This window comes from Streptomyces sp. NPDC052236 (assembly GCF_044548015.1).
In the GTDB taxonomy this organism is placed as follows: domain Bacteria; phylum Actinomycetota; class Actinomycetes; order Streptomycetales; family Streptomycetaceae; genus Streptomyces.
The window spans coordinates 79,462-101,185 of the sequence record NZ_JBIUBL010000029.1; the positions used below are offsets into that span (position 1 = coordinate 79,462).

General features: G+C 70.1%; 24 protein-coding genes. 14 read left to right on the forward strand and 10 right to left on the reverse strand.

All coding sequences use genetic code 11. From position 1 onward, the window contains the following. Positions 1–75 precede the first annotated feature (75 nt). The gene (locus ACIHCQ_RS35750; RefSeq protein ID WP_399672135.1) at positions 76–591 is read left to right on the forward strand and encodes a hypothetical protein; all 516 of its coding nucleotides are present in this window, start codon (positions 76–78) and stop codon (positions 589–591) included. After that, a complete protein-coding gene (locus ACIHCQ_RS35755) occupies positions 588–1,055 on the forward strand; it encodes a GNAT family N-acetyltransferase (protein WP_399672137.1) in 468 nt (155 codons plus the stop codon). The genes ACIHCQ_RS35750 and ACIHCQ_RS35755 overlap by 4 nt, the downstream gene beginning before the upstream one ends. A gap of 29 nt (positions 1,056–1,084) precedes the next feature. Here the strand turns inward: ACIHCQ_RS35755 and ACIHCQ_RS35760 are convergent, their stop codons facing one another. After that, positions 1,085–1,351: a hypothetical protein gene (locus ACIHCQ_RS35760; protein WP_399672139.1), complete on the reverse strand. Its 267-nt coding sequence runs from the start codon at positions 1,349–1,351 to the stop codon at positions 1,085–1,087. A 111-nt stretch (positions 1,352–1,462) separates the two neighbouring features. Here ACIHCQ_RS35760 and ACIHCQ_RS35765 point away from each other — a divergent pair, with 111 nt between their 5' ends. Next, positions 1,463–2,110 carry a class I SAM-dependent methyltransferase gene (locus ACIHCQ_RS35765; RefSeq protein WP_399672141.1) on the forward strand — a complete coding sequence of 216 codons (648 nt, stop codon included), beginning with the start codon at positions 1,463–1,465 and terminating at the stop codon, positions 2,108–2,110. A gap of 90 nt (positions 2,111–2,200) precedes the next feature. On the opposite strand, the gene ACIHCQ_RS35770 is transcribed toward ACIHCQ_RS35765, so the two are convergent. Further along, positions 2,201–2,644 (reverse strand): protein-L-isoaspartate O-methyltransferase, encoded by a 444-nt coding sequence (locus tag ACIHCQ_RS35770; RefSeq protein ID WP_399672242.1) that lies wholly within the window; start codon positions 2,642–2,644, stop codon positions 2,201–2,203. 36 nt (positions 2,645–2,680) lie between these two features. Here ACIHCQ_RS35770 and ACIHCQ_RS35775 point away from each other — a divergent pair, with 36 nt between their 5' ends. Both ACIHCQ_RS35775 and ACIHCQ_RS35780 read left to right on the forward strand, forming a co-directional pair. Continuing rightward, positions 2,681–2,836 carry a hypothetical protein gene (locus tag ACIHCQ_RS35775; RefSeq protein ID WP_399672143.1) on the forward strand — a complete coding sequence of 52 codons (156 nt, stop codon included), beginning with the start codon at positions 2,681–2,683 and terminating at the stop codon, positions 2,834–2,836. A gap of 44 nt (positions 2,837–2,880) precedes the next feature. Then, positions 2,881–3,087, forward strand: a complete 207-nt coding sequence (locus ACIHCQ_RS35780; protein ID WP_399672145.1) for a hypothetical protein — start codon at positions 2,881–2,883, stop codon at positions 3,085–3,087. A 414-nt stretch (positions 3,088–3,501) separates the two neighbouring features. Here ACIHCQ_RS35780 and ACIHCQ_RS35785 read toward each other — a convergent pair whose 3' ends face one another. Beyond that, the gene (locus tag ACIHCQ_RS35785) at positions 3,502–4,152 is read right to left on the reverse strand and encodes a TetR/AcrR family transcriptional regulator (RefSeq protein WP_399672147.1); all 651 of its coding nucleotides are present in this window, start codon (positions 4,150–4,152) and stop codon (positions 3,502–3,504) included. 106 nt (positions 4,153–4,258) lie between these two features. Here ACIHCQ_RS35785 and ACIHCQ_RS35790 point away from each other — a divergent pair, with 106 nt between their 5' ends. The 4 genes from ACIHCQ_RS35790 to ACIHCQ_RS35805 all read left to right on the forward strand — a co-directional run bounded on the left by ACIHCQ_RS35790 (position 4,259) and on the right by ACIHCQ_RS35805 (position 8,072). After that, positions 4,259–4,447: a hypothetical protein gene (locus ACIHCQ_RS35790; RefSeq protein WP_399672149.1), complete on the forward strand. Its 189-nt coding sequence runs from the start codon at positions 4,259–4,261 to the stop codon at positions 4,445–4,447. Between the two features lie 47 nt (positions 4,448–4,494). Continuing rightward, positions 4,495–4,884, forward strand: a complete 390-nt coding sequence (locus tag ACIHCQ_RS35795) for a VOC family protein (RefSeq protein ID WP_399672152.1) — start codon at positions 4,495–4,497, stop codon at positions 4,882–4,884. Between the two features lie 175 nt (positions 4,885–5,059). Further along, positions 5,060–6,706, forward strand: coding sequence for a TlrC/CarA/OleB/SrmB family ABC-F type ribosomal protection protein (locus tag ACIHCQ_RS35800; RefSeq protein WP_399672154.1), 1,647 nt, complete (start codon positions 5,060–5,062; stop codon positions 6,704–6,706). A gap of 301 nt (positions 6,707–7,007) precedes the next feature. Then, positions 7,008–8,072 (forward strand): 2-hydroxyacid dehydrogenase, encoded by a 1,065-nt coding sequence (locus ACIHCQ_RS35805; RefSeq protein ID WP_399672156.1) that lies wholly within the window; start codon positions 7,008–7,010, stop codon positions 8,070–8,072. A 34-nt stretch (positions 8,073–8,106) separates the two neighbouring features. On the opposite strand, the gene ACIHCQ_RS35810 is transcribed toward ACIHCQ_RS35805, so the two are convergent. The 7 genes from ACIHCQ_RS35810 to ACIHCQ_RS35840 are packed head-to-tail and all read right to left on the reverse strand — an operon-like array spanning position 8,107 to position 15,981. Continuing rightward, the gene (locus ACIHCQ_RS35810; RefSeq protein ID WP_399672159.1) at positions 8,107–9,213 is read right to left on the reverse strand and encodes an ABC transporter ATP-binding protein; all 1,107 of its coding nucleotides are present in this window, start codon (positions 9,211–9,213) and stop codon (positions 8,107–8,109) included. Further along, on the reverse strand, positions 9,210–10,397 hold the full coding sequence (locus ACIHCQ_RS35815) for an ABC transporter ATP-binding protein (RefSeq protein ID WP_399672161.1): 1,188 nt from the start codon (positions 10,395–10,397) through the stop codon (positions 9,210–9,212). The genes ACIHCQ_RS35810 and ACIHCQ_RS35815 overlap by 4 nt, the downstream gene beginning before the upstream one ends. Then, a complete protein-coding gene (locus ACIHCQ_RS35820) occupies positions 10,397–11,302 on the reverse strand; it encodes a carbohydrate ABC transporter permease (RefSeq protein WP_399672163.1) in 906 nt (301 codons plus the stop codon). Before ACIHCQ_RS35820 ends, ACIHCQ_RS35815 begins: the two co-directional genes overlap by 1 nt. Further along, positions 11,302–12,264 carry a carbohydrate ABC transporter permease gene (locus tag ACIHCQ_RS35825; protein ID WP_399672166.1) on the reverse strand — a complete coding sequence of 321 codons (963 nt, stop codon included), beginning with the start codon at positions 12,262–12,264 and terminating at the stop codon, positions 11,302–11,304. The genes ACIHCQ_RS35820 and ACIHCQ_RS35825 overlap by 1 nt, the downstream gene beginning before the upstream one ends. Positions 12,265–12,308: 44 nt before the next feature. Then, positions 12,309–13,736 (reverse strand): ABC transporter substrate-binding protein, encoded by a 1,428-nt coding sequence (locus ACIHCQ_RS35830; RefSeq protein ID WP_399672168.1) that lies wholly within the window; start codon positions 13,734–13,736, stop codon positions 12,309–12,311. A 47-nt stretch (positions 13,737–13,783) separates the two neighbouring features. Beyond that, positions 13,784–14,461, reverse strand: coding sequence for a histidine phosphatase family protein (locus tag ACIHCQ_RS35835; protein WP_399672170.1), 678 nt, complete (start codon positions 14,459–14,461; stop codon positions 13,784–13,786). Beyond that, positions 14,458–15,981: an FGGY-family carbohydrate kinase gene (locus ACIHCQ_RS35840; protein WP_399672172.1), complete on the reverse strand. Its 1,524-nt coding sequence runs from the start codon at positions 15,979–15,981 to the stop codon at positions 14,458–14,460. The genes ACIHCQ_RS35835 and ACIHCQ_RS35840 overlap by 4 nt, the downstream gene beginning before the upstream one ends. A gap of 335 nt (positions 15,982–16,316) precedes the next feature. Between ACIHCQ_RS35840 and ACIHCQ_RS35845 the strand changes: the two genes are divergently transcribed. The 5 genes from ACIHCQ_RS35845 to ACIHCQ_RS35865 are packed head-to-tail and all read left to right on the forward strand — an operon-like array spanning position 16,317 to position 21,702. Further along, a complete protein-coding gene (locus ACIHCQ_RS35845) occupies positions 16,317–17,126 on the forward strand; it encodes a DeoR/GlpR family DNA-binding transcription regulator (RefSeq protein ID WP_399672174.1) in 810 nt (269 codons plus the stop codon). After that, positions 17,119–17,814, forward strand: coding sequence for an HAD family hydrolase (locus ACIHCQ_RS35850; protein WP_399672176.1), 696 nt, complete (start codon positions 17,119–17,121; stop codon positions 17,812–17,814). The genes ACIHCQ_RS35845 and ACIHCQ_RS35850 overlap by 8 nt, the downstream gene beginning before the upstream one ends. Then, positions 17,811–19,649, forward strand: a complete 1,839-nt coding sequence (locus tag ACIHCQ_RS35855) for a dihydroxyacetone kinase family protein (RefSeq protein WP_399672178.1) — start codon at positions 17,811–17,813, stop codon at positions 19,647–19,649. Before ACIHCQ_RS35850 ends, ACIHCQ_RS35855 begins: the two co-directional genes overlap by 4 nt. Beyond that, positions 19,646–20,236, forward strand: a complete 591-nt coding sequence (locus ACIHCQ_RS35860; RefSeq protein WP_399672180.1) for an RpiB/LacA/LacB family sugar-phosphate isomerase — start codon at positions 19,646–19,648, stop codon at positions 20,234–20,236. The genes ACIHCQ_RS35855 and ACIHCQ_RS35860 overlap by 4 nt, the downstream gene beginning before the upstream one ends. Then, positions 20,233–21,702, forward strand: coding sequence for an FGGY family carbohydrate kinase (locus ACIHCQ_RS35865; RefSeq protein WP_399672182.1), 1,470 nt, complete (start codon positions 20,233–20,235; stop codon positions 21,700–21,702). The genes ACIHCQ_RS35860 and ACIHCQ_RS35865 overlap by 4 nt, the downstream gene beginning before the upstream one ends. The last annotated feature ends 22 nt before the right edge of the window (positions 21,703–21,724 follow it).

The window sequence follows — 21,724 nt, forward strand, 5'->3', positions numbered from 1 at the left end:
GACATGGTGGACTGTTGCTGATCCTGAGAGAGATCCGCCGGATCCGGCCGACAGCACGCACTGCATGATGGTCACATGAATGATTACGAGCTTCCGGCGGCGGTGGACACAGAAGCGCTGCTCTCCATGTCCCAAGGGCACCACGGACGCACCATACGTACTCTGGGCACTCAGGAGGCCGGTGGCCACCTGGTCAAGGCGTACTCCCTTGAGGCACCGGGCCGCACGGTGACGGAGCGGGACACCGCCGCGGCCCTGCGGATCGCCGCAGCGCACCTGGAACTCGGCCGCGCCCGCGGGTCGCTCGGGCTCGCCGTCCTGATCGTGCACGCGGGTGGCGACGGCGACTACATCCTGGTCCACACGTGGATCGAGGGACACATGTCCGACTTGGCGGTCTTCACCGGACCGGCCGGGCAGCCCGACCAACTCCGTCCGGGACGCGCCGGCCTCGCCCCCTGCGTCTGGGAAGCCGCCATCATTGCCCACGAACGAGACGCGTTCTCCCGACACATCCTCGACGGCAGCGCCACGATCACCAACCGGCTGGCAGCCTGGAACGACGACACCCTGACGGGTAGCTTCCGGTGACCGGCGCCCCGACCGTGCGGCACGCACGCCCCGGCGACCTGCCGCGGATCGTTGAACTGGCTGCCGAGCACGCCGCCTATGAACGTGCCGCCCCGCCCGCCCCCGACCTCGCGCAGCGGCTCGCAGCGCTGCTCTTCGAAATCCCGGCACCCCGGCTGCGCTGCCTGGTGGCGGAATTGCCCGGTGGAGAGGTCGTCGGCTACGCCACCTGCACGCCCGAACTCGAAACCTGGCAAGGTCGCGAATACCTCCACATGGACTGCCTATTCCTGAGATCCGGCAACCGAGGCTCAGGCCTCGGCGCGCTCTTCATGGAGGCCGTAACGGCCGAGGCACGGAACCTTGGCCTCGACGAGATCCAGTGGCAGACCCCCGCTTGGAACGACGGAGCGGTCCGCTTCTACGACCGTCTTGGCGCACACGCCAAGAAGAAGCTGCGCTACAGCCTGACGGTGCCAAGCTGAAGGACGCCGCTCTCCTGGCGAGGAGGTGATCATAAAGGCTCCTTGTCGCCGAATGGCTGTGGTCCTTGGGATGGAAGGTCCGTGAACAGCGGCATGCCAAGGTCGACGAGCTGGGGACGGCCGTCAGTAGGCGCGCGATTGAGGCTGGTGAGCTTGGCCATGGCGGCGTTGAGGCTGACCTGGAGTCCTTCGACCTCGCCGAGCCAGCCGTTGGCACGGGCCTCGGTGATGCGCTCACGGAGGTTGCGGATGATCTCGATGAGGCGAGGCCGCTGCTGCGGACCGAGCTGGAGCACAGGGCAACGGATGCAGGCTTCGCTGAACTAGCGATAGGCCGGGCGAACGGGCGGGAGGGAAGATCGTGATTCTCTCGGCTCGCCTCGGGGCCAGGAACTACTGTCGCGGGCATGGTCGAAGACGATGCCCTCAGTGCCACCCGCGAGGCTTACGACGCTGCTGCCCCCACCTACGCGCAGCTGTTCCGCGACTCGCTGCGTGACAGTCCCCTGGACCGCGCGATCTTGGGTGCCTTCGCCGAGGTCGTACGTGCGAGTGGGGACGGTCAGATCGCGGACCTGGGCTGTGGTCCTGGCCATATCACCGCCTATCTCGGCGAGCTGGGGCTGTCGGCGTTTGGCGTTGATGCCTCGCCTGCGATGATCAAGTTGGCTCGACAGGCATATCCGGGCCTGCGGTTCGACGTGGGCTCGATGGCCGCGTTGAACATCGCTGACGGCGTGCTGGGCGGCGTACTCTCACGCTGGTCCATCATCCACACTCCGCCGCAGGAACTCCCCGTCATCTTGGCGGAGTTCCACCGCGTGCTGGCACCTGGCGGCCACCTTCTGGTCGGCTTTTCGGCAAGTGACGATCCGTCGCACCTGACGCAGGTCTTCGATCACACAGTCGCGCCGGCCTATCGGTGGTGGCCTGATCACCTCGCCGCGATGCTGCGCAAGTCCGGGTTGGCCGAGGTGGCCCGGATGGTTCGCGAGCCTCAGCCCACCGACAGGCGGCAGTTCCAGGAGATTCAACTGCTCGCCCGTAAAGCCTAGGCAGGGGCTGTCTGACCGAACACATGAGCGCGCATCCAACCTGCCGGACGGGCATCCGTCAGGCTCCAGGCGTCGATTCATGATCAGGGCTCACCGCCGTTCGAGCTCCGCTTTGGCCGAACGAGGAGACTCCGAGGAACACCTTCGAAGACCTGCGCTCCTGGCGGGCATCGAGCTGGGCGATCTTCTCTTCTCCCCAGCAAGGCTGACCCGTAGCCCTTCGGCCTCGCCGAGCCGGCCTTCGCGTTCGGCCTCGGCGATGCGGGCGATCAGGTTGTCGCGGATGTCGGCAAGTCGTGTCCGTTGGGCCGGGTCCGGTCGAAGGAGTGAGCATGCCACAATCCGGTCGTAGGGCCCGCGCGGCGCCCAGCCGCCTGCGGCGTCCGTACAAACAACCGTGCGCGCGTACCCGGCCGCCTTCAGATTCTCCTCACCACGCGCAGCCAGCCGCGGGTCGAGTTCGAGGGTGGTGACGGCCTGGTCCCCGCAGACGGCGCACAGCAGCGCCGCGTTGAACCCCGTCCCGGTCCCCAGCTCCAGCACCCGCTCACAGGCCCTTTCCGGTGGGGGTTGAGCTCGGCGAGGAGCAGAGTCCGCAGCACCATCGAGGGCATCGACGCCGACGACGACGGCAGTCCATCGGTGAACTGCGTGACCAGCGGCGCGTCCGAGTACGCCGACGTCATCCACCCCTCGGGATCAGCAGCCCTCTCGCACGGGCGGTAGCCGCCCTCGCCGTCCCGCAGCCACAGCCGGTCCGGGAGGAACACATGCCGCGGCACGGCGCGCACCGCGGCCTCGTACGCGGGCGGCACAGGCCCGCCGAGCAGCGCGGTGACCTCAGCGATCAGCCGGTCCAGGTGCGCTTCGAGATACGCGTCACCGGTCGCGCGCGGCGGGGCCACCGGGGTTACTTCTTGTCGGGCGCGGGAGTCGGCTGCGATGGGGGCGGAGGCGGAATGGGCCGGTTCGGCTGATGCCGTCATTCTCAATCGGTGAACGGCGCTTCCCCACCACGACGTCGGCCATGGCTGCCTCCCCGGAGTCCACAGCCCACGGTAGAACCCCCGCCCGCCCAGCGGCAGGGCGCATCCACGTCCCGGAGCTCCACCAAATGCCGGACTGGGTCGACGACCTCGCCCACACCTACCTGCCGTACTCCCCCGACGCGCACGTCACCAACGGCGCCCGCGCGTACCGCCGCCGAGCCGGCAACTCTGGATCAGCGCTGCGATGCGCTGGCAAGACGCGACGTTGGGACGGCTCCGCGTCGACCGCCAGCTCGAACTGGGCCCGACCCGCTCCACCTTGCCGAGGTCTTCGGGCTCGACGAGAAGACCGCGATGCGCTACGAGGACTCCGCACGAGGGCGAGCTCAAACGGTCAGCGCATCACCTGGCGTAGTCGGCGAGTGAGGGCTCCAGCAGGCCGAAGGCGCTGTCCGCCTCCGCGGTGACGGTGGCGGAGATCCGGGCGTTGTCCTGGCCGACAAGGGTGAGTTCCTGGATGCGCTGGAACAGGGTGCGGTGCACGGCGCCGAGCAGAGCGGCGGCGGCGCGGGGGGTGATGTCGTCACGGGTTGCGCCGGTGGCTTCGATCAGGGCCTCGGCCAGCGCTGCCTCGCGCAGGTCATGCAGGTCGCGCAGGCGGGCGGAGAGGGTGGGGCTGTCGGCGATCATGCGGGCGAAGTCGGGGCCGGAGAACCCGGCGACCGGTTCGGCGGCCGTAGCCGCGTCGGTGAAGGCGCGGCGCAGCGCCGCCAGGGCCGACTCGTCGGCCTGACGATCGGTCACGGTGCGGGCCAGGGAAGCGATGAAGGCGTCCTGGTGGTCCAGGGCCAGGTCTTCCTTGCGCGGGAAGTAGTTGGTCACCGTCTTCTTGGCGACCCGTGCGGCGGCGGCGATCTCGGCGATGGTGGTCTGCTCGAAGCCCTGGGCGATGAACAGGCGGGTGGCGTGGTCGGAGATGAGCTGTCGGGTCTCCTGCTTCTTCGATTCCCGTAGGCCGGCAGGGGGTGCGGACGAGGTGTCGTCAGTAGTCATGAGGCAATCTTATACTCGTAGCATTTTTATGTTGACACCCTCGGGAGGGCTGGGCTAAAATTACGTTCGTCGTAAATTTTCTACGGGACGAAGAACGGGAGTGCCCATGCCCGAACCCTGCCTCACCTCTCTCCGCATCCCGGCCGTCGGCATCAGCCTGACGCCGGCCGAGCGTGACGGCCTCACCCCCGCACCGCCCCGCGGCGACCGGCGCCCGCCCGTCCAGACGCCCCCCGCACGCGCCCGACGGGTTTCCCCGCCGGTCCGCAATCTGCCGCGCCACTCCGGCTACTGACCCGCACCCACAACTCCCCCTCCCGGAAACCACTGAGGAGAAACACCTTGCAGATCACCGCCTCCACCGTCTCGCTCACCGTCGACAACGTCGCCGCCTCCCAGCAGTTCTTCACGACCCACCTGGGCTACACCGAACAGGCCGCCGCCGACGGCTTCGCCTCCCTGACCCGCCAGGACGCCGCGGTCGGCATCGTCCTGCTCGCCCGCGGCACCCAGGTCCTGCCGGCCGACCAGCGCGACCAGCACGCCTCCGGCCTGATCCTCGCCTTCACCACCACCGGCATCGAGGACGAGGAGAAGCGCCTGCACGCCGCGGGCGTGGACATCACCATGCCGCTGCGCGAAGAGCCCTGGGGCGAACGCCTCTTCCAGATCACCGACCCCAACGGGGTGATCGTCCAGTTCGTCGAGTGGGCCGCACCAGCCGCTCCCTGATCCCACGACTGATCTCACGACGCCGCCGTCATGCCCTGCCCCCGCACAGAGGAGACATCCCATAGGACGCCCGCTACCCCCTCGCCGGCCTCGCTGCGCTCCGACCCGCACGGTGCGCACGAAGACGTCATCGAACGACATCGACCGGCTCGGCCGAGAACAGGGGAACAGCGCCATGCGTACGTCACAACTCACACTCCACGACATCACCAAGCGATACGGCGACCACGTCGTACTCGACCAGGTGAGCCTCACCGTCAAGCCGGGTGAGAAGGTCGGTGTCATCGGTGACAACGGCTCCGGAAAGTCCACGCTGCTCAGACTCATCGCCCGGCAGGAGCGCTTCGAGAGCGGCGAGTTGACCGTGGCGGCGCCCGGCGGCACCGGATACCTGGCACAGACGCTGCACCTCCCGCCCGACGCCACCGTTCAGGACGCCGTCGACCTGGCCCTGGCCGACCTGCGCGCGCTCGAATCGCGAATGCGCCAGGCCGAAGCCGAGCTGGCGACGGCAGAGGAAACGGAGTCCGGCCCCGCCCATGCGGCCTACGCCGCGCTGATCGAGCAGTACGAGGCCCGGGGCGGTTACGAGGCGGACACCCGGGTGGGCATCGCGCTGCACGGGCTGGGGCTTCCGCACCTGGATCACGACAGGCGGCTGGGCGCCCTGTCCGGCGGTGAGCGGTCCCGCCTGGCGCTGGCCGCCACGCTGGCCTCGGCACCGGAGCTGCTGCTCCTGGACGAGCCGACGAACGACCTGGACGACCAGGCGGTCGGCTGGCTGGAAGCGCACCTGCGCGGCCACAGGGGAACGGTGGTCGCGGTGAGCCACGACCGGGTGTTCCTGGAACGCCTCACCACCACGATCCTGGAGGTCGGTTCCGGCACGGTGTCCCGCTACGGGAACGGCTACGACGGCTACCTCGCCGCGAAGGCGGCCGAGCGCCGACGACGGCTGCAGGAGTACGGGGACTGGTGTGCCGAGCTCGACCGCAACCGGCAGCTCGCCGAATCCAATGTGGCGCGGCTGGACGCCATTCCGCGCAAGATTCCGCTGAGCGTCTTCGGCCACGGCGGGTTCCGTGCGCGCGGACGCGGGCACGGCGCGATGGTCCGTATCCGCAACGCCAAGGAGCGGGTCGAGCGACTGACCGGCAACCCCGTGACACCTCCTCCCGAGCCCCTTGTCCTCACCGCACGCATCACCACGGGCCCCGCCACTGGGAGCACGGCCGCGGCGGCCCAGCTCACCGACGTCCACGTCGGCGAGCGGCTCCACATCCTGTCCCTGTCCGTCCGGCCCGGCGAGCGGCTGCTGGTGACCGGCCCCAACGGAGCCGGCAAGACCACCCTGATGCGCGTCCTGGCAGGAGAGCTCCGACCCGACGGCGGCTCGGTGAACGTCCTAGGGCGCGTGGGACATCTGCGCCAGGAGGAGACGCCGTGGCCGCCCGGGCTCACCGTCGCCCAGGCATTCGCGGCGGGACGGGGAGGCGACCCGGACGAGCACACCGGCACGCTGCTCGCGCTCGGCCTGTTCGGCCCGGCCGATCTGCGCTTGCGCGTGGGGGAACTCTCCTACGGACAGCGACGCCGGATCGAGCTGGCCCAGCTGGTGAGCGACCCGGTCGACCTGCTGCTCCTCGACGAGCCCACCAACCACCTCGCGCCCGCCCTCGTCGAGGAGCTGGAAGAGGCGCTGGCCGACTACCAGGGCGCCCTGGTAGTCGTCACCCACGACCGCCGGATGCGGTCCCGGTTCACCGGCTCGCACCTCGAGCTGCGCGACGGCCGCATCGCCGCGCGGCAGGCAGCGGCCTGACCCCCTGTGCGGCCGGGTCAGAGGATTCCCCGGCTCTGCGCGGCCATCGCGGACCGCCTCACCTTCGGCGGCAACCTCATCGACCGAAACACCATGCTCACAAACTCGTTGATGTCTCGCATGAGCTGTCAACGACGCCAGCCACCCTCCGTCACCACCGAAAGCGCGACAGAGCCGTTCGTTTTACAGACCCCTCGTGCGCACTTGAACGACAAGCTGAGCTGACCTGTGTCACGCGACCCCCTGGCCCACCTGTGATGCGCATGTTAGAAATCACAGAAGCCAGTGAGAAGGAGGGCAGATGTCCGCGAACCCAGAAGTACGGCGGATTCTCTGCGCCGGGGACCGGTTCATCGAAGCGTCCGCCCTGGCAGGGGCGGCCCGCGCCCGGTTCGACGGGGCGACCCTCGTCGAGCACTCGTCCGGGTGGCCCGACGAGCCGTTCGGCTCGGTGGCGGGCGTGCGTGAGGCGGCGGGCGACCCGGCGCAGCTGGCCAAGGCGGGCAGCGGTGTCGGCCTCATCCTGACCCACCTGGCCCCCATCACCGACGAGGTGCTCGCGGCGGCCGGTCCCGGCCTGCGGGCTGTCGGGGTGACCCGGGGCGGACCGGTGAACGTGGACCTGGCGGCGGCCACCCGCCGCGGGGTGCCCGTCGCCCACCTGCCGGGCCGCAACCTCGGCGCGGTGGCCGAGTTCGTCATCGGCGCGATGATCTCGGTGACGCGGAACATCGGCGCCGCGTCACGGGGCATGGCCCGGGGACGGTGGGACGGCACGTACTTCCGCTACGGCAAGTGCGGTCCTGAGCTGCGGGCCGCGACGGTCGGTCTCGTCGGGTTCGGAGCTGTCGGCATGCGGGTCGCGGAGCTGCTGCGGGCCTTCGGGTCGACCGTCGTCGCCCACGACCCCTACGCCGACCCGGACAAGGCCCGGGAGCTCGGCGTCCGGCTGGTGGAGCTGCCCGAGCTGCTGGGGATATGCGACATCGTCAGCGTGCACGCCCGGCTCACCGACTCCACCCGCGGCATGTTCGGCGCCGAGGCGTTCTCCGCCATGAAGCCGGGCGCCTGCTTCGTCAACACCGCCCGCGGCGAACTGGTGGACGAGGCCGCGCTGACCGAGGCGCTGGCCGACGGCCGGATCCGCGCCGCCGCGCTGGATGTTTTCCACCCCGAGCCACCCGCCCCGGACCACCCGCTGCTGGCACGCGACGATGTGCTGGCCACCCCGCATCTCGCCGGGGCGAGCCGACAGGTGGCACAGGACAGCGCACGGCGGATCGTTGACGCGGTCGCCGATTTCCTGCGCACCGGCCGGCTGGAGTTCTGCGCCAATCCGCAGGTACTGGCGCCGTCGTCGCGCTGAGCCCGCGTACGGCCCAACAGGGTGCGGTACGAGGTCAGCGCACACGCTCGCCGGTGTCGGGGTCGAAGAGGTGGATCCGGCCGGGCGGGGCCGAGATCCGTACCGTGGAGCCCCGCGGCAGCGCCAGGTTCCCCGGTGTCTGGGCGACCACATGGCCGTCGACGCCGTCCACTGCCACCGTCGCCAGGGCGAACTCCTGCAGATCCTCGAAGACCGCGACCTGGCCCTCGACGGCCGGCTGGTCGGTCGGGGTGTCGTACCGGCAGTCCTGCGGCCGGATCCCGACGACGACGGGCCGGCCGTGCTCGGGGGTGCGGGCCGCCGTCCGCAGGGTGGACGAGCGTCCGACCCGTACGGACACCGCGTCCACCTCGTCGTCCCGTCGCTCCACGACGCCCTCGACAAAGTTGATCTTGGGCTCGCCGACGAAGTCCGCCACGAACACGTTCCGCGGATCGTCGTAGACCTCGTCCGGAGTGCCGAACTGCTGGATGACACCCCCGTCCATGACCGCGATCCGGTCCGCCAGGCTGAGCGCTTCCAGCTGATCGTGTGTGACCACAATCGTGGTGTAGCCGAACTCGCGCTGCAGCAGCTTCAGTTCGCGGCGGACACGCTGGCGGTGCGAGGCGTCCAGGTGGGACAGCGGCTCATCCAGCAGCAGTACCGGCGGATTGCGGATCAGCGCCCGGGCCAGCGCCACCCGCTGCTTCTGCCCGCTGGACAGCCCGGCCGGCCGCAGCGGCAGCAGCTCGGTCATCTCCAGCCGCTCCGCGAGCGCGTCCACCCGGCGCGGCGAGTCCTTCACCCCGCGCGCCCGCAACCCATAGGCGAGGTTCTCGCGGACGGTGAGCGGTGGGTAAAGGGCGTAACTCTCGAATCCCACGCCGACGTTCCGTTTGCCGGGCGGCAGGTGCGGCACCGACTGCTCGCCGATGCGGATGTCCCCGGAGGTGACGGTCTCCAGTCCGGCGATCATCCGCAGGGTGGTGGTCTTCCCGCAGCCGGACGGCCCGAGAAGGGCGACGAGTTCACCCGGCTCGATGCCGAGGTTGATGCCCCGTACCGCCTCGAACGGCTCGCGTCCGCGAGCCTTATAGGTCTTGCGCAGCTCCTCCAGGACGAGGCTCTTCGCGTTCATGATCGGCTCTCCTGCGCGGGCTGCGGACGGTCGGTCTGGGCGGTACCCAGTCGGGTGGTCTCGTCGCCGGACTGACCGGATCCACCGGACCCACCGGACCCGCGGCCTGCGAAGACATGGACCAGAGAGAGCGGGATGGAGAGCCGTACGGATTCCCCTTCCGCCGCCGCCCGGTCGCTGGACGACACGACGATCAGGTCGGCGCCGCCGATATCGACGCTGAGTTCGACGAGCCGGCCGAGGCGCTCCACCAGCCGAACCCTGCCCGGGACGACAAGTCTGCCGCCCTCCGCGTCCGGCCCGGCTCCCTGACCGTCCCCGGCGAGCTCCAGGTCGCGGGGGCGCAGGCCGAGCCGGACCGAGGTGCCCGGCACCAGGCCGGACGCGGGGGCCGGTACGGTCAGGTTTCCACCCGCCGCGACGATCCGCCCGTCCACGACCTCGCCGTCGAGCAGGTTGATCTCCGGCTGGCCCAGCGCCCTGGCCACAAAAGTGTCGACCGGCTGTGACCAGAGCTCCTTCGGCGTGCCGATCTGGACCAGCTCGCCCGCGCGCAGTACCCCGATCCGGTCGCCGAGCGCCAGTGCCTCCTGGTAGTCGTGCGTGACATAGAAGGTGGTGGTGCTGGACAGCTCCCCGAGGCTCTTGAGCTCGGCGCGCATCGCGGCCCGCAGTTTGGCGTCGAGGTGCGACAGCGGCTCGTCCAGCAGATATACATCAGCGGGGCGCACCAGGACCCGGCCCAGCGCGACGCGCTGGCGCTGACCGTTGGACAGCTCACGGGGGAAGCGCCGCAGCAGGGCGTTGATGCCGAGCGTGGTCGTCACCACGTCGATGCGCTGCTTGCGCTCCTCCTCGGTGTACGTCCCGGTCCGCCCGGAGCGCAGCGGAGAGGCGAGGTTGTCGAATACCGTCTTCTGCGGGTAGAGGGCGTAACTCTCGAAGGCCATCGCCACATTGCGGTGGTACGGCTCGACCTGCGTCATATCGGTGCCGCCGATGGTGACGCGGCCCGCGTCGATCTCCTGGAGACCCGCGATGCTCTTCAGCGTCGTTGTCTTGCCCGCCCCCGATGGGCCCAGGAGTACGAAGAACTCGCCGTCCGCGAGGGCCAGGCTGAGCTCGCGCAGTGCCCGGACCTTGCCGTAGGTCTTGCTGACCTTCTCCAACTCGACCGTCGCCATCAGGACTTCACCGCTCCGAAGGACAGCCCGCGGACCAGATAGCGCTGGATGGTCAACGCGAGGACGAGGGGTGGCAGTGCGGCGATGAGGGCCGCTGCGGCCGTGAGGTTGTAGAACGCCTGGCCGCCACCGCCGAGGAATCTGGTCACCGCGACGGTGGCGGTGGTGGCGTTGCTGTCGGTGAGGATCAGCGGGAAGACATAGTTGTTCCAGGCGAAGATGAAGGCGAGCAGCGCGGACGCGGCGACGCCGGGGCGTACCAGCGGAAGCGCCACGGTGAGGAAGGCGCGGGTGCGGGTGTACCCGTCGAGCAGCGCGGCCTGTTCGAGTTCCGGCGGCAGATCCTGGAAGTACGAGCGCAGAATCCACACCACCAGCGGCATCGTCACCAGTTGCAGCACCCAGATCATGCCGACCGTGCTGTCGAAGAGCCCGATCTGGTGGTAGATGACGAACAGCGGGACGATGACCATCAGTTCCGGCGCGAAGCGGAAGGACAACATCTGGAACATCAGGTCGTCCGAGCCGCGGAACTTCCAGCGCCCGGCGGCGTACGCGGCGGGGATGCCGATCACCAGCGACACGATGACCGCGCCGCCCGAGGCGAGCACGCTGTTCAGCAGTGCGCCCTGAAAGTCGACGCTGGTCAGGGCGGTGCCTTTGTCGCCGAGGACGGTGGAGTAGTTGCTCAGGGTGGGAGAGAACGAGAAGTACGTTGTCGTCTGGTCGGAATCGCTCTTCAGGGAGAGCAGCAGCATCCAGACGATGGGGAAGAGCGAGAAGACGAACCAGAAGACGATGAGCAGGTCGGCGGCGACGCCGCCGGGGGTGATCCGCCTCCGGCCGGGAGTACGTGGAGTACGTGCGGTACGTGGAGTACGTGGAGTACGTGCTTCAGCAGCCATCAGCTGTCCTCCGCCCCCGCGGCACGCCGCTGGGCTTTTCCTAGCACGCTCACCAGGAAGCGCGCGGTGATGAAGACGATGATCCACAACAGGAACATGTAGGTGCTGCCCCGCGAGTAGTTGAAGTGGATGATCGAGTCCTCGTAGGCGTTCACTTGCAGCGTGGTGGTGGTGTTGCCGGGCCCGCCCGCGGTGAGTACGTAGATGGTGTCGAAGATCTTCAGGCAGTCCATCAGCCGGAAGATGACGGCGACCAGGATGTAGGGCCACATCATGGGCAGCATCAGCCGCCGGAACATATAGAACCAGCCGGCGCCGTCGACCTCGGACGCCTCGAACGGCTCCTTCGGCAGGGACCGGATGCCGGCCAGCACCAGGATCGCCACGAAGGGTGTGTAGATCCAGACGTCGACCAGGACCGCGGAGTAGAGGGCATTCTTCTCGCTCAGCCAGTCGAAGGTGTGCCCGAGCCCCAGGATGTGGTTCAGCACGCCGAATGACGGATTGAACATCAGCTTCCACATGGTTGCCGCGATCACCGGCGCGATCATGAGCGGAAGGATCAGCACCTTCTCGGAGATCCGCCCGACGCTGCTGGAACGATTGAGCAGCAGGGCCACACCGATGCCCAGCACCGTTTCGATGGCCGTCGCCGCCAGCGCGTACTCCAGCGTGACGCGCACGCTGTGCCAGAGATCGGCGTCGCCCAGGACCTCGCGGAAGTTGCGCAGGCCTACGAAGACCGGGTTCGGCGTATTCGCGGTGTAGTTCAGGAAGGCGTAGTACGCCCCCAGGAAGAAGGGGTAGAGGATGCCGATGACGATCGCGAGGGCGGGGACGGACAACAGATAGGGCCGCAGTCGGCGTCGCCACCTCGGGACGGGGCGCGGTGTGGTGCCGTCCCCCTTCCCCGGGGTGGTGAGCCGCTCAGGTGACTGCCGACCGGGCGCGGTCGTCGTCATCGGCTCGTCTCCTTCACTCTGGACGGGCTGTCACTCAGGACGGGCTATGCGTTGACCTTGGGACCGACGGTCCTGGCCAGCGCGTCGAGCGTCGATTTGGGGTTCTGACCGGCGTAGATGTTCTGCAGGGCGACAGCCCATTCCTCGGTGGTCTCGAAGAACGACTTCTGTGGCGTGAACTGGATCTTCGTGGAGTCGATGACTTTCTCGAAGGTTTCCAGGTAGCCGGGGAACGTGCCGAGCGTCTGCTTGAAGGTGCCGTCGAACACCGACTTGCGTACCGGGTCGGCGAAGGAGGCGTTCTTGGCGGCCAGGTTCATCGCCTGCTTGCCGGTGGCCCACTGGATGAACAGCCAGGCGGCCAGCTTCTTCTTCGACTTCGCGTTCATGGCCAGGGACCAGGTCCACAGGTTGGTCGCGTAGCTGCCGTCGGGTCCGGCCGGTCCCGGGTGCCAGCCCAGGTGGCCGGCCTGCTTGCTGGCCCCCGGCTTGTTCTTGGGGTAAGTGGCGCTGTCCGCGTCGTAGACCATCGCCGCGACGCCGTCGCCGAGATCCTGGGTGCAGTTGGGGTACTCGTACGTCGTCCATGACGTCGGTCCGGCCTTCTTGGCCATCTCGACCCACTTGCCGGTGAACTCCACGGCCTTCGGGGAGTTCATCGCGGGCACCAGCTTTCCGCCCTCCGTGACGTAGTCCTTGCCTCCCTCGCGGGTGAACTGGGTCATGAACCCGGGGTGGATCGTGGCCCACGACTTGGAGCCGCGGAAGGCTATGCCGTACCTGTTGGCCGAGCGGTCGGTGAGGTCCGTGGCGAGCTGGATGAGGTTGTCGAAGGTCTCTGCGGGCCTGATGCCCCTCTTGTCGAAGAGCGTCTTGTTGTAGGCGATGACGTTGGTCTCGAAGCCCCACGGAATCGCGTACTGGCCGCCGCTGCCCAGCGGGCTGCCGATCTTGAAGTCCCACCGGGTCGAGGTGCGCAGGCCCTCGTAGATGTCCTCGAAGTCGTACTCCGCGTTGGTGGCCGCGGAGTTCTTCAGCCAGGGGGTCAGGTCCTCCATCCAGCCGGGCGGGCCGTACTGCCAGATGAAGTAGGCGCCGGTCATGAACACGTCGTGGGTGCCGCTGCCGCCGGCGAGTTCGGTGTTGAGCTTGGTGAAGTAGTCCGCCTCGGCGACGAGCTCGGGCACCACTTTGATGCCGGTGAGCGCCGTGAACTCCTTCAGCAGCGGACGGAACGCCATCTGGTACGGGTGCGGCGTCTGGAGGATCCTGATCGTGGTGCCCTTGGCTTTCTTCCAGTCGAAGGAACCCTTCACCTCCTCGGCGCCGTTGCCGGCCTTCTCGCCGCCGCCCACGCCGCAGGCGGAGAGCAGCGGTACGGACGCGAGTGCGGCGCCACCCAGCCCGAGCATCTTGAGCAGGTCGCGCCTGCGCAGGTCCTCCTGGATGCGGGCCTTGCTTCTTTCTGTCATGCCATCCTCCGATGACGTGCCGCCGGCGGGACCGCCGGGCAGCGGTTCTAGGGCGATACGGCGGGGACGCCGCCCAGGGCGAGAGGGATGTTGAAGGCGAGCAGCGAGGCGGTGCCGATGCCGCCCGGGGGCAGGGACACTTCAGTGAGGGCGCAATTGCGCAGCCGAGGGAAGACGGTCCGGTAGGACCTGAGGTCGATGCCCATCAGCCGGCACAGCGACAGCCGGACAATCGTGTTGTGCGCGACGACGAGAACCGTCCGGCCGGGGTGTGCGGCGGCGATGTCGCGCAGTGCCGCGGTGGCCCGGTCGGCCGCCTCGGCAGGAGGCTCCCCCTGCGGGAAGTGGTGGGTCACCGGGTCCGCGAGGAACCGGGCGACCATGTCGGGGTCGGCGGAGCGGAGTTCGGCGATGGTCCGGCCCTCGGCCACGCCGAAGTCGATCTCGCGGAGTGCGTCCTCGACGGCCGGTGTCAGGCCGGTCGCACGGGCGCTGGGCCAGGCCGTTTCCAGCGCGCGCGGCACCGGTGAGCAGACTATGCGGTCGAGTCGTGCCGTACGCGCCCATTCGGCGAGGCGCGCGGCCTGGGCGACGCCGTGCGGGGTGAGGCCGATGTCGGACACGCCCGCGTAGCGGTTCTCCGCGTGCCAGACCGTCTGACCGTGCCGTGCCAGCACGAGCAGGGTGCGGGGTTCTTTGCCGGTTATCGGTCCGTGGCCGGTCATGGGTCACCCGCCTTCGTGGCGTGGTGCGCTGCCACGAGCCACCGCGCGTCCAGCCAGCCCCGGTCTACCAGCCGGGTACGGAAGCGGTCGTACGCGTCCTCGAAACGCGCGCCCCGTTCGTTGTCCGGTTCAAGGACCTGCTTGACGCGCACCATCGACTCCGCGGTGCGCGCCAGCCGTCCGGGCGGGGCCGCGGCCAGCACCGCCATGCCCAGCGCGGCTTCGACCATGGACGGCAACAGCGCGGGGCGGCCCAGGACATCGGCGCGCAGCTGGTTCCAGTAATGGTTGCGGGTGGCCCCGCCGGAGAAGGTCATTGGCCCGGTGGTGTCGGCGCCGAGGCCGCCCAGCACGTCGTACGCGAGCCGCTCCAGAAAGGCGATGCCCTGCAGGACACCCGCGAAACGCACCACCGGATCATCACTCACGCCTTCGCGGAAGCCGGTGGCCTCGGCAGCCAGGAAGGGGAAGCGTTCCCCGGTGCCGGTCAGTGGGTACGTCACCCCGGGCGCGGGTTCCGGGTCCCGGGCGGCGGCGCACCGGGTCAGATCGTCGAGGTCGGCACCGGCGAATTCACGGGCGATGACGCCCGCGCCCGTGCTGGACGCGCCGCCCGGAAGCCAGCCGCCGTCCGGGTTGCGGTGGCAGTAGACCACCCCGGAGGGGTCCTTCAGCAGTTCCGCGGTGCAGCCCTTGACGACCAGCGTCGTCCCCAGAGCGCTTGTCCAGGCCCCGGGAGTCAGCGCGCGGGCGGAGATCTGCGCGGCGCAGCCATCGGTCATGCCCGCCTTGACCGGCGTGCCCTCGGGGATGCCCGTCTGTGCCGCGGCGCCCTGGGACACCGTTCCCAGCACGGTGCCCGGCGCCACCACGGACGGCAGGACCCCGGCGGGCACCCGCAGTGCGGCGAGCACCTCCTGGGGCCAGGTCAGCCGTACGAGGTCGTAGCCGGTCTTGAGGGCATGGCTGGTGTCGGTGGCCACCGTGTGACCGGTGAGCCGGGCGGCGAGGTGGTCGGCCTGGTGCACCACGGTGTCGCCGTCGCCCACGGCTCCCTGATCGAGCAGCCAGCAGACCTTCGGCAGCGCCCACGTCCGCTGGATGCGATAGCCAAGGGACGACCAGACCTGCTCGCCCGCCTCCTGGACCCGCCGCGCCTGGACGGCGGCCCGGCCGTCGTCGTACATCAGCGCCGGGCCCCGCGCCGCGCCGGCGCGATCCTGTACGAGGACGGTGCCGGAGGTCGAGTCGATCGCCAGAGCGCCCAGCGGGCGCCCGCGTCGCCCGCCCAGCGACGCGGTGGCCGCGCGGGTGGCCGCGCACAGGGCCGACCACCACAGGCGCGGGTCCTGCTCATGGTGGACGCCGGACCGCTGGACGGCGCGGGAGAGCGGCGCGCTGCCCCGGCCGAGGAGCACACCGAAGGAATCGACCACCACAGCGCGCGCCCCCTGCGTGCCCACGTCGATGCCCAGCCAGGCGGTGTCCGCGGGCTGAGCGGCTCCGGTGGTGACGGTCACGGTGCTCCCTCACTGGTCATACGTCCGGTGAATGGCATGATTTATCGTCATTGCGGCGTGGTGCGGCGCCGTCACGTTAGAACCGGTTTAATTCTCAGGTCAAGGCGTGTACTTCACATTTCTTGCTGAGCTTGTCGCGTCCATGTCATCCCGTTCGGAGCTTGTGAGTGTTCCCGGCAGGTCGCGGCCATGTTGGATTGCCTGCCTCTTAACATCAGAAGACGATTACTTCACACACACCCTTGACGTCTTCGTCCGAGTGGCAGTTCCATAGGCCTCCACACGGCCGGGTTGCGATCGACCGCCCCGGTCCCACGTGCCCAGGAGGTGGAACTGTGCCCACCGAGCAGGACCTCGATCCGGATTCGGCGAAACCGGCCCGCCCCGCACAGCGCCAGGAGTTGATCGCCGACACGGTCCTTTCCCAGGGCGCGGCTTCCGCCCAGGAGCTGGCCGAACGCTTCGGCGTCAGCGTCATGACCGTCCACCGGGACCTGGACGAACTGGAACGCCAAGGGGTTCTGCGCAAGTCGCGGGGGATGGCCACCGCACAGCCGTCCGGGGTCTTCGAATCCAACGTCGCCTACCGCCTGAAGGCCAATCTGTCCGAGAAACGGGCGATCGCCCAACACGCCGCCAAGTACGTCGAGCCGGGGATGTCGGTGCTCCTGGACGACTCCACGACGGCCCTGGAAATGGTCCCGTTCCTCGCGGAACTGACGCCACTGCAGGTCGCGACGAACTACCTCGGCGCTCTCAACCAGCTCGCCAAGGTCAAGGGCGTCGGCCTGATGGCGCTCGGCGGCGACTACGACACCCAGCACGACTCCTTCCTGGGCGTGATGTGCGTCGAGGCGGTCCAGTCCATCCGCGTCGACGCGGCGTTCGTCTCCACCTCCGCGGTGTCCGGTGGCCTCGCCTACCACCAGGAGCAGCGGATCGTGTCCCTGAAGCGGGCGATGCTGGCCGTGGCCACTCGCCGGTACCTCCTGCTCGACCACACCAAGCTGGGCCGCGTGGCGCTGCACCGCCTCGTACCGCTGTCCGACTTCGACCTGGTGATCGTGGACGCGGACACTCCCGAGCAGACCCTCGCCGAACTGGACCAGCACAACGTCCGAACAGAGGTGGCGGCCTATGGCTGAGGCACCCTCACACGACAGCTACCACGGCGTGATCTTCGATCTCGACGGGGTCATCGTCGACACCGAGCACCTGTGGGAGGAGAGCTGGGCAGCGTACTGCGCCGGCCACGGCACGGCGTGGACCCGCGAGGACACCGCCACCGTGCAGGGCATGAGCGCACCGGAGTGGGCGGCCCATATCGCGGCGCTGCTGGGCGACCCGCACAGCGCCGACCAGGTGAACGGCGCCTGTGTCGGCTATGTCGTGAACGCCGTCGCGGCCGGGCGCGGCCCGCTGATGACGGGCGCCCGCGAACTCGTCCTGGCGGTGAGCGATCTCGTCCCGGTGGCGGTCGCCTCCTCCGCGGCCCGGCGCGTCATCGACGCCGTACTTACCCATCACGGACTCGCCGAGGTCTTGGCGACGACCGTCTCCAGCGAGGAAGTGCCCCACGGCAAACCCAGCCCTGACGTCTACGCCGAAGCGGCCCGCCGGATCGGTGTGGCGGCGGGCCGGGCCGTTGCGGTGGAGGACTCCGGCAACGGGGTCCGCGCCGCGCACGCGGCCGGGCTGCACGTCGTGGCCATCCCCAACCGGGTCTATCCGCCCTCCCCCGCCGCCCTCGGGCTCGCCGACCACATCGCCGCCGACCACGCCGCCGCCCGCGCCTGCGTGCTGGGGCACATCGTCACGGGAGGGGCGCGATGACCGCGGTCCACAACGAACCGGCCTCCTTCAAGGACGACATGCTCGAAGGCTTCGTCCACGCCTACGACCGGTATGTCCAGCGCGTTCCCGGCGCCTCGGGTGTGATGCGGCGCGGCGGCCCGCTGCCGGGAAAGGTCAGCGTCGTGATCGGCGGCGGCAGCGGCCACTACCCGGCGTTCGGCGGGATCGTCGGACCCGGCTTCGCCGACGGAGCCGTCATCGGTGACGTGTTCACCTCGCCCTCGGCGGAGCAGGTCTACCGGGTCGGCAAGGCGTTGGACGGCGGCTCCGGCATTGTGTTCAGCTTCGGCAACTACGCGGGCGACGTCATGAACTTCGGCGCCGCGCAGGAGCGGCTGCGCGGCGACGGCATCGACGTGCGCACCGTGCTCGTCACCGACGACATCGCCTCGGCCGCCGCCGACGACGCGCCCAAGCGCCGGGGCATCGCCGGGGACTTCAGCGTCTTCAAGGTCGCCGGAGCCGCCGCCGAGCGCGGCGACTCTCTCGACGAGGTGGAGCGCCTGGCACGGAAGACGAACGCGGCGACCGCCACCATGGGCGTCGCCTTCGGCGGCTGCACCCTGCCGGGCGGCGGCGAACCGCTCTTCACCGTCGCGCCCGACCGGATGGAACTCGGCCTGGGCATCCACGGCGAGCCGGGCATCCGGTCGCTGGACCGCCTCCCAGCCCGCGAACTGGCCGCGGTGCTGGTCGAGCCGGTGCTCGCCGAGCGCCCCGGGGCGACGGCGGGCCGGGCCGCGGTGCTGCTCAACGGTCTGGGCTCCACCAAGTACGAGGAGCTCTTCGTGCTCTGGAAGGACATCGCGCCCGCGCTGCGGGAGGCCGGAGTCGTGCCTGTGCTGCCCGAGGTCGGCGAGCTGGTGACCAGTCTGGACATGCGGGGCTGTTCACTGACCGTCACCTGGCTGGACGAGGAGCTGGAGGCGCTCTGGTCCGCGCCCGCGGACACCCCGGCCTTCCGCCGGACGGGCCCCGCGGTCCTGCCGGGGGCGGGCGGTTCGGCGCGGACCGCGACGCCCGTCCGGTCGAGCGCTTTTGTCCGGCAGACCACGCCCGGCGCGCCGACCGTACTCACCCTGGCCGAAGCCGCGCAGAGTGCGCCGCAGCGGCCCACGGCGAGCGCGCCGTCGCGGCGCGGTGCGGCCACCGCCCGCGAGGCGCTGTCCGCGATGCTTCAGGCGGTCCTGCGCGAGGAGAGCGAACTGGGCCGCCTCGACGCGGTGGCGGGGGACGGCGATCACGGTTCGGGGATGGTACGGGGCCTGCGCGCCGCGACCGAAGCCTCCGGGGCGGCCGAGGCCGCCGACGCGGGCCTGCGCACCGTGCTCCGCACGGCCGCCGCGGCCTGGGCAGACCGGGCCGGCGGAACCAGCGGCGCGCTGTGGGGAGCGCTGCTCGACGCGCTCGCCGACGCGCTCGGCGACACCGCCGTCCCCACGCCGGCCCGGGTCGCGGCCGGACTGCGCGCCGGGGCCGACGCCATCGGCCGGCTGGGCGGCGCGCGGCTCGGGGACAAGACGATGCTCGACGCGCTCGTCCCCTTCTGCGTGACGTTCACCGCCGCCGTGGCGGACGGGCGGGAACTCCCCATCGCGTGGGCGGAGGCGGCTCCGGTCGCGACCACCGCCGCCGCCGACACCGCGCACCTCATCCCCAAGGTCGGGCGCGCCCGGCCGCTCGCCGAGCGCAGCCTCGGTACGCCGGACCCGGGTGCGGTCTCGATGGCTCTCTGTCTCAACGCGGTGACCGACGTGGTCGCGCGTAGGTGCGTGACCGTACCGGCAGTTGAAGTCGAAGGTGACGAAGTATGAGCGAGAACCCACGATGGAGGCTGGTGGTCGGTTCCGACGACGCCGGCCTGGCCTACAAGGATCTGATCGCGGCGGACCTGCGGGCCGACCCGCGCGTCGAGACGGTCATCGACATAGGCGTCAGCCAGGGCGACGCGGACACGTCGACGTCCTATCCATGGATCGGCATGGCCGCGGCCCAGAAGATCGTGGCCGGGGAGGCCGACCGGGCGGTGCTGGTGTGCGGCACGGGCATCGGTATGGCGATCAGCGCCAACAAGGTCAGGGGGGTCAGGGCCACCACCGCGCACGACAGTTACAGCGCGGAGCGGTCGGTGCTCTCCAACGACTGCCAGATTCTCACGCTGGGCCAGCGGGTGGTGGGGCCGGAACTCGCCAGGCGCCTGGTGCGCGAGTGGCTCGGTTACGTCTTCGACCCGGCTTCGCCGTCCCACGCCAAGGTGGCGCTCATCGAGACCATGGAGAACACCGAGACCGCAGAGGGCACAGAGGTCATAGAGGGCACAGGGGGCACAGGGGGCACAGGGGGCACGGGGGGCACTCGGCGCACGGAGCACACCGGGAGCTCGGCGGGGAGGAACACGTGACCGCCGCACCCACCTACCTCGGCGTGGACGTCGGGACCTCCATGGTCAAGGGGGCGCTCTTCGACCCGGCGGGCGAGGTCGTCGCGACAGCGGCGCGGCCCGTCCCGCTGAGCCACCCCGCGCCCGGCCGCGTCGAGCAGGACGCCGACGCGGTCGTACAAGCCGCCGCCGAGGTGCTCGGTTCGGTGGCCGGCTCGGCGCGGCAGCGGACGGGAGCCGCCCCCGAGGTCGTCGCGGTAACCGGTCAGGGCGACGGCTGCTGGCTCGTCGACGGCCAGGGCCGCCCGGTGCGCCCCGCGGTGTCGTGGATGGACGGGCGCGCCGACGTGCTGCTGGACGCGTGGTCCCGCGACGGCGTCAGCGAGGCCGTCTTCCGGATCAACGGCAACATGCTCTTCCCCGGCGCGCAGGCCCCCATCCTGCGCTGGCTCGACCAGCACGAGCCCGGCACCCTGGACCGGGCCACGACTGCGGCGTACTGCAAGGACGTGGTCGTCCAGCGCCTGACCGGGCTCCGGGCCACCGACACCTCCGACGCCTCACTGCCGTTCGGCGACGGTGCCGGCGGCTACTCGCAGGACGTACTGGAACTGTGCGGGCTCGCACACCGCTCCGGCCTGCTGCCGCCCGTCGTCCAGCCGCTCCCCTACGCCCCGGTGACCGAACAGGCCGCGCGGAGCACCGGACTCGCCCCCGGCACCATCGTCGTCACCGCCCCGTTCGACCTTCCATCCTGCGCCGTCGGCGGCGGGGTCACCACCGTCGGCGACGGGCTGCTCATCCTCGGCACCACCCTCGCCTGTCAAGTGCTGGTCGACGCACCGGACCTGGCCGGGGAACCGGCCGGCATGCACCTGGCCACGCCCGCCCCCGGCCGCTGGCTGCGCGCCATGCCCGCCATGTCGGGCTGCGCCTCGCTGGACTGGACGCTGAGCGTGCTGGGCCTGACGCACGACGCGCTGGATTCCACCCTGGCCGCGAGCGTGCCGGGGGCCGGTGGCGTACAGGTGCTGCCGTACCTCGCACCCTCAGGCGAGCGCGCCCCGTTCGTCGACCCGGCCGCGCGCGGCCAGTACACCGGCCTGCAACTCACCACGACCCGCGAGGACTTGGTGCGGGCCATGTGCGAGGGACTCGCCCACGCCGCCCGGCACTGCTTCGAGGCCGCGGGCCTGACCGGCCGGCTCATGGTCTGCGGCGGCGGTACGCGCTCGCGCGCCTGGCTGCAGATCTTCGCCGATGTGCTGAACCGCCCGCTTCATGTGGTGCGCGGCGGCGAGGCCGGTGCCCGGGGCGCGGTGCTCGCGGCGCTGGAGGTGACCGGCCGGTCCCCCGACGTTCCGGCGTGGACCAGGCCGGACACGGTGGTCGAGCCGGACCCGGCGCGCAAGGCGGTCCACGAGGAGGGGTACGGCCGGTACCTCGAACGAGTGCGGGCCGCCCGCGCCTTCGGGGTGACGGCATGAACGCGCGGGGCGCCGCCGCGGC

Excerpts from the sequence above, each read along its gene's own strand:
- ACIHCQ_RS35750 (WP_399672135.1), top strand. The coding sequence starts at position 76 with ATGAATGATTACGAGCTTCCGGCGGCGGTGGACACAGAAGCGCTGCTC.
- ACIHCQ_RS35765 (WP_399672141.1), top strand. The coding sequence starts at position 1,463 with ATGGTCGAAGACGATGCCCTCAGTGCCACCCGCGAGGCTTACGACGCT.
- ACIHCQ_RS35780 (WP_399672145.1), top strand. The coding sequence starts at position 2,881 with ATGCCGCGGCACGGCGCGCACCGCGGCCTCGTACGCGGGCGGCACAGG.
- ACIHCQ_RS35785 (WP_399672147.1), bottom strand. The coding sequence starts at position 4,152 with ATGACTACTGACGACACCTCGTCCGCACCCCCTGCCGGCCTACGGGAA.
- ACIHCQ_RS35790 (WP_399672149.1), top strand. The coding sequence starts at position 4,259 with ATGCCCGAACCCTGCCTCACCTCTCTCCGCATCCCGGCCGTCGGCATC.
- ACIHCQ_RS35800 (WP_399672154.1), top strand. The coding sequence starts at position 5,060 with ATGCGTACGTCACAACTCACACTCCACGACATCACCAAGCGATACGGC.
- ACIHCQ_RS35805 (WP_399672156.1), top strand. The coding sequence starts at position 7,008 with ATGTCCGCGAACCCAGAAGTACGGCGGATTCTCTGCGCCGGGGACCGG.
- ACIHCQ_RS35810 (WP_399672159.1), bottom strand. The coding sequence starts at position 9,213 with ATGAACGCGAAGAGCCTCGTCCTGGAGGAGCTGCGCAAGACCTATAAG.
- ACIHCQ_RS35815 (WP_399672161.1), bottom strand. The coding sequence starts at position 10,397 with ATGGCGACGGTCGAGTTGGAGAAGGTCAGCAAGACCTACGGCAAGGTC.
- ACIHCQ_RS35820 (WP_399672163.1), bottom strand. The coding sequence starts at position 11,302 with ATGGCTGCTGAAGCACGTACTCCACGTACTCCACGTACCGCACGTACT.
- ACIHCQ_RS35825 (WP_399672166.1), bottom strand. The coding sequence starts at position 12,264 with ATGACGACGACCGCGCCCGGTCGGCAGTCACCTGAGCGGCTCACCACC.
- ACIHCQ_RS35830 (WP_399672168.1), bottom strand. The coding sequence starts at position 13,736 with ATGACAGAAAGAAGCAAGGCCCGCATCCAGGAGGACCTGCGCAGGCGC.
- ACIHCQ_RS35835 (WP_399672170.1), bottom strand. The coding sequence starts at position 14,461 with ATGACCGGCCACGGACCGATAACCGGCAAAGAACCCCGCACCCTGCTC.
- ACIHCQ_RS35850 (WP_399672176.1), top strand. The coding sequence starts at position 17,119 with ATGGCTGAGGCACCCTCACACGACAGCTACCACGGCGTGATCTTCGAT.
- ACIHCQ_RS35855 (WP_399672178.1), top strand. The coding sequence starts at position 17,811 with ATGACCGCGGTCCACAACGAACCGGCCTCCTTCAAGGACGACATGCTC.
- ACIHCQ_RS35860 (WP_399672180.1), top strand. The coding sequence starts at position 19,646 with ATGAGCGAGAACCCACGATGGAGGCTGGTGGTCGGTTCCGACGACGCC.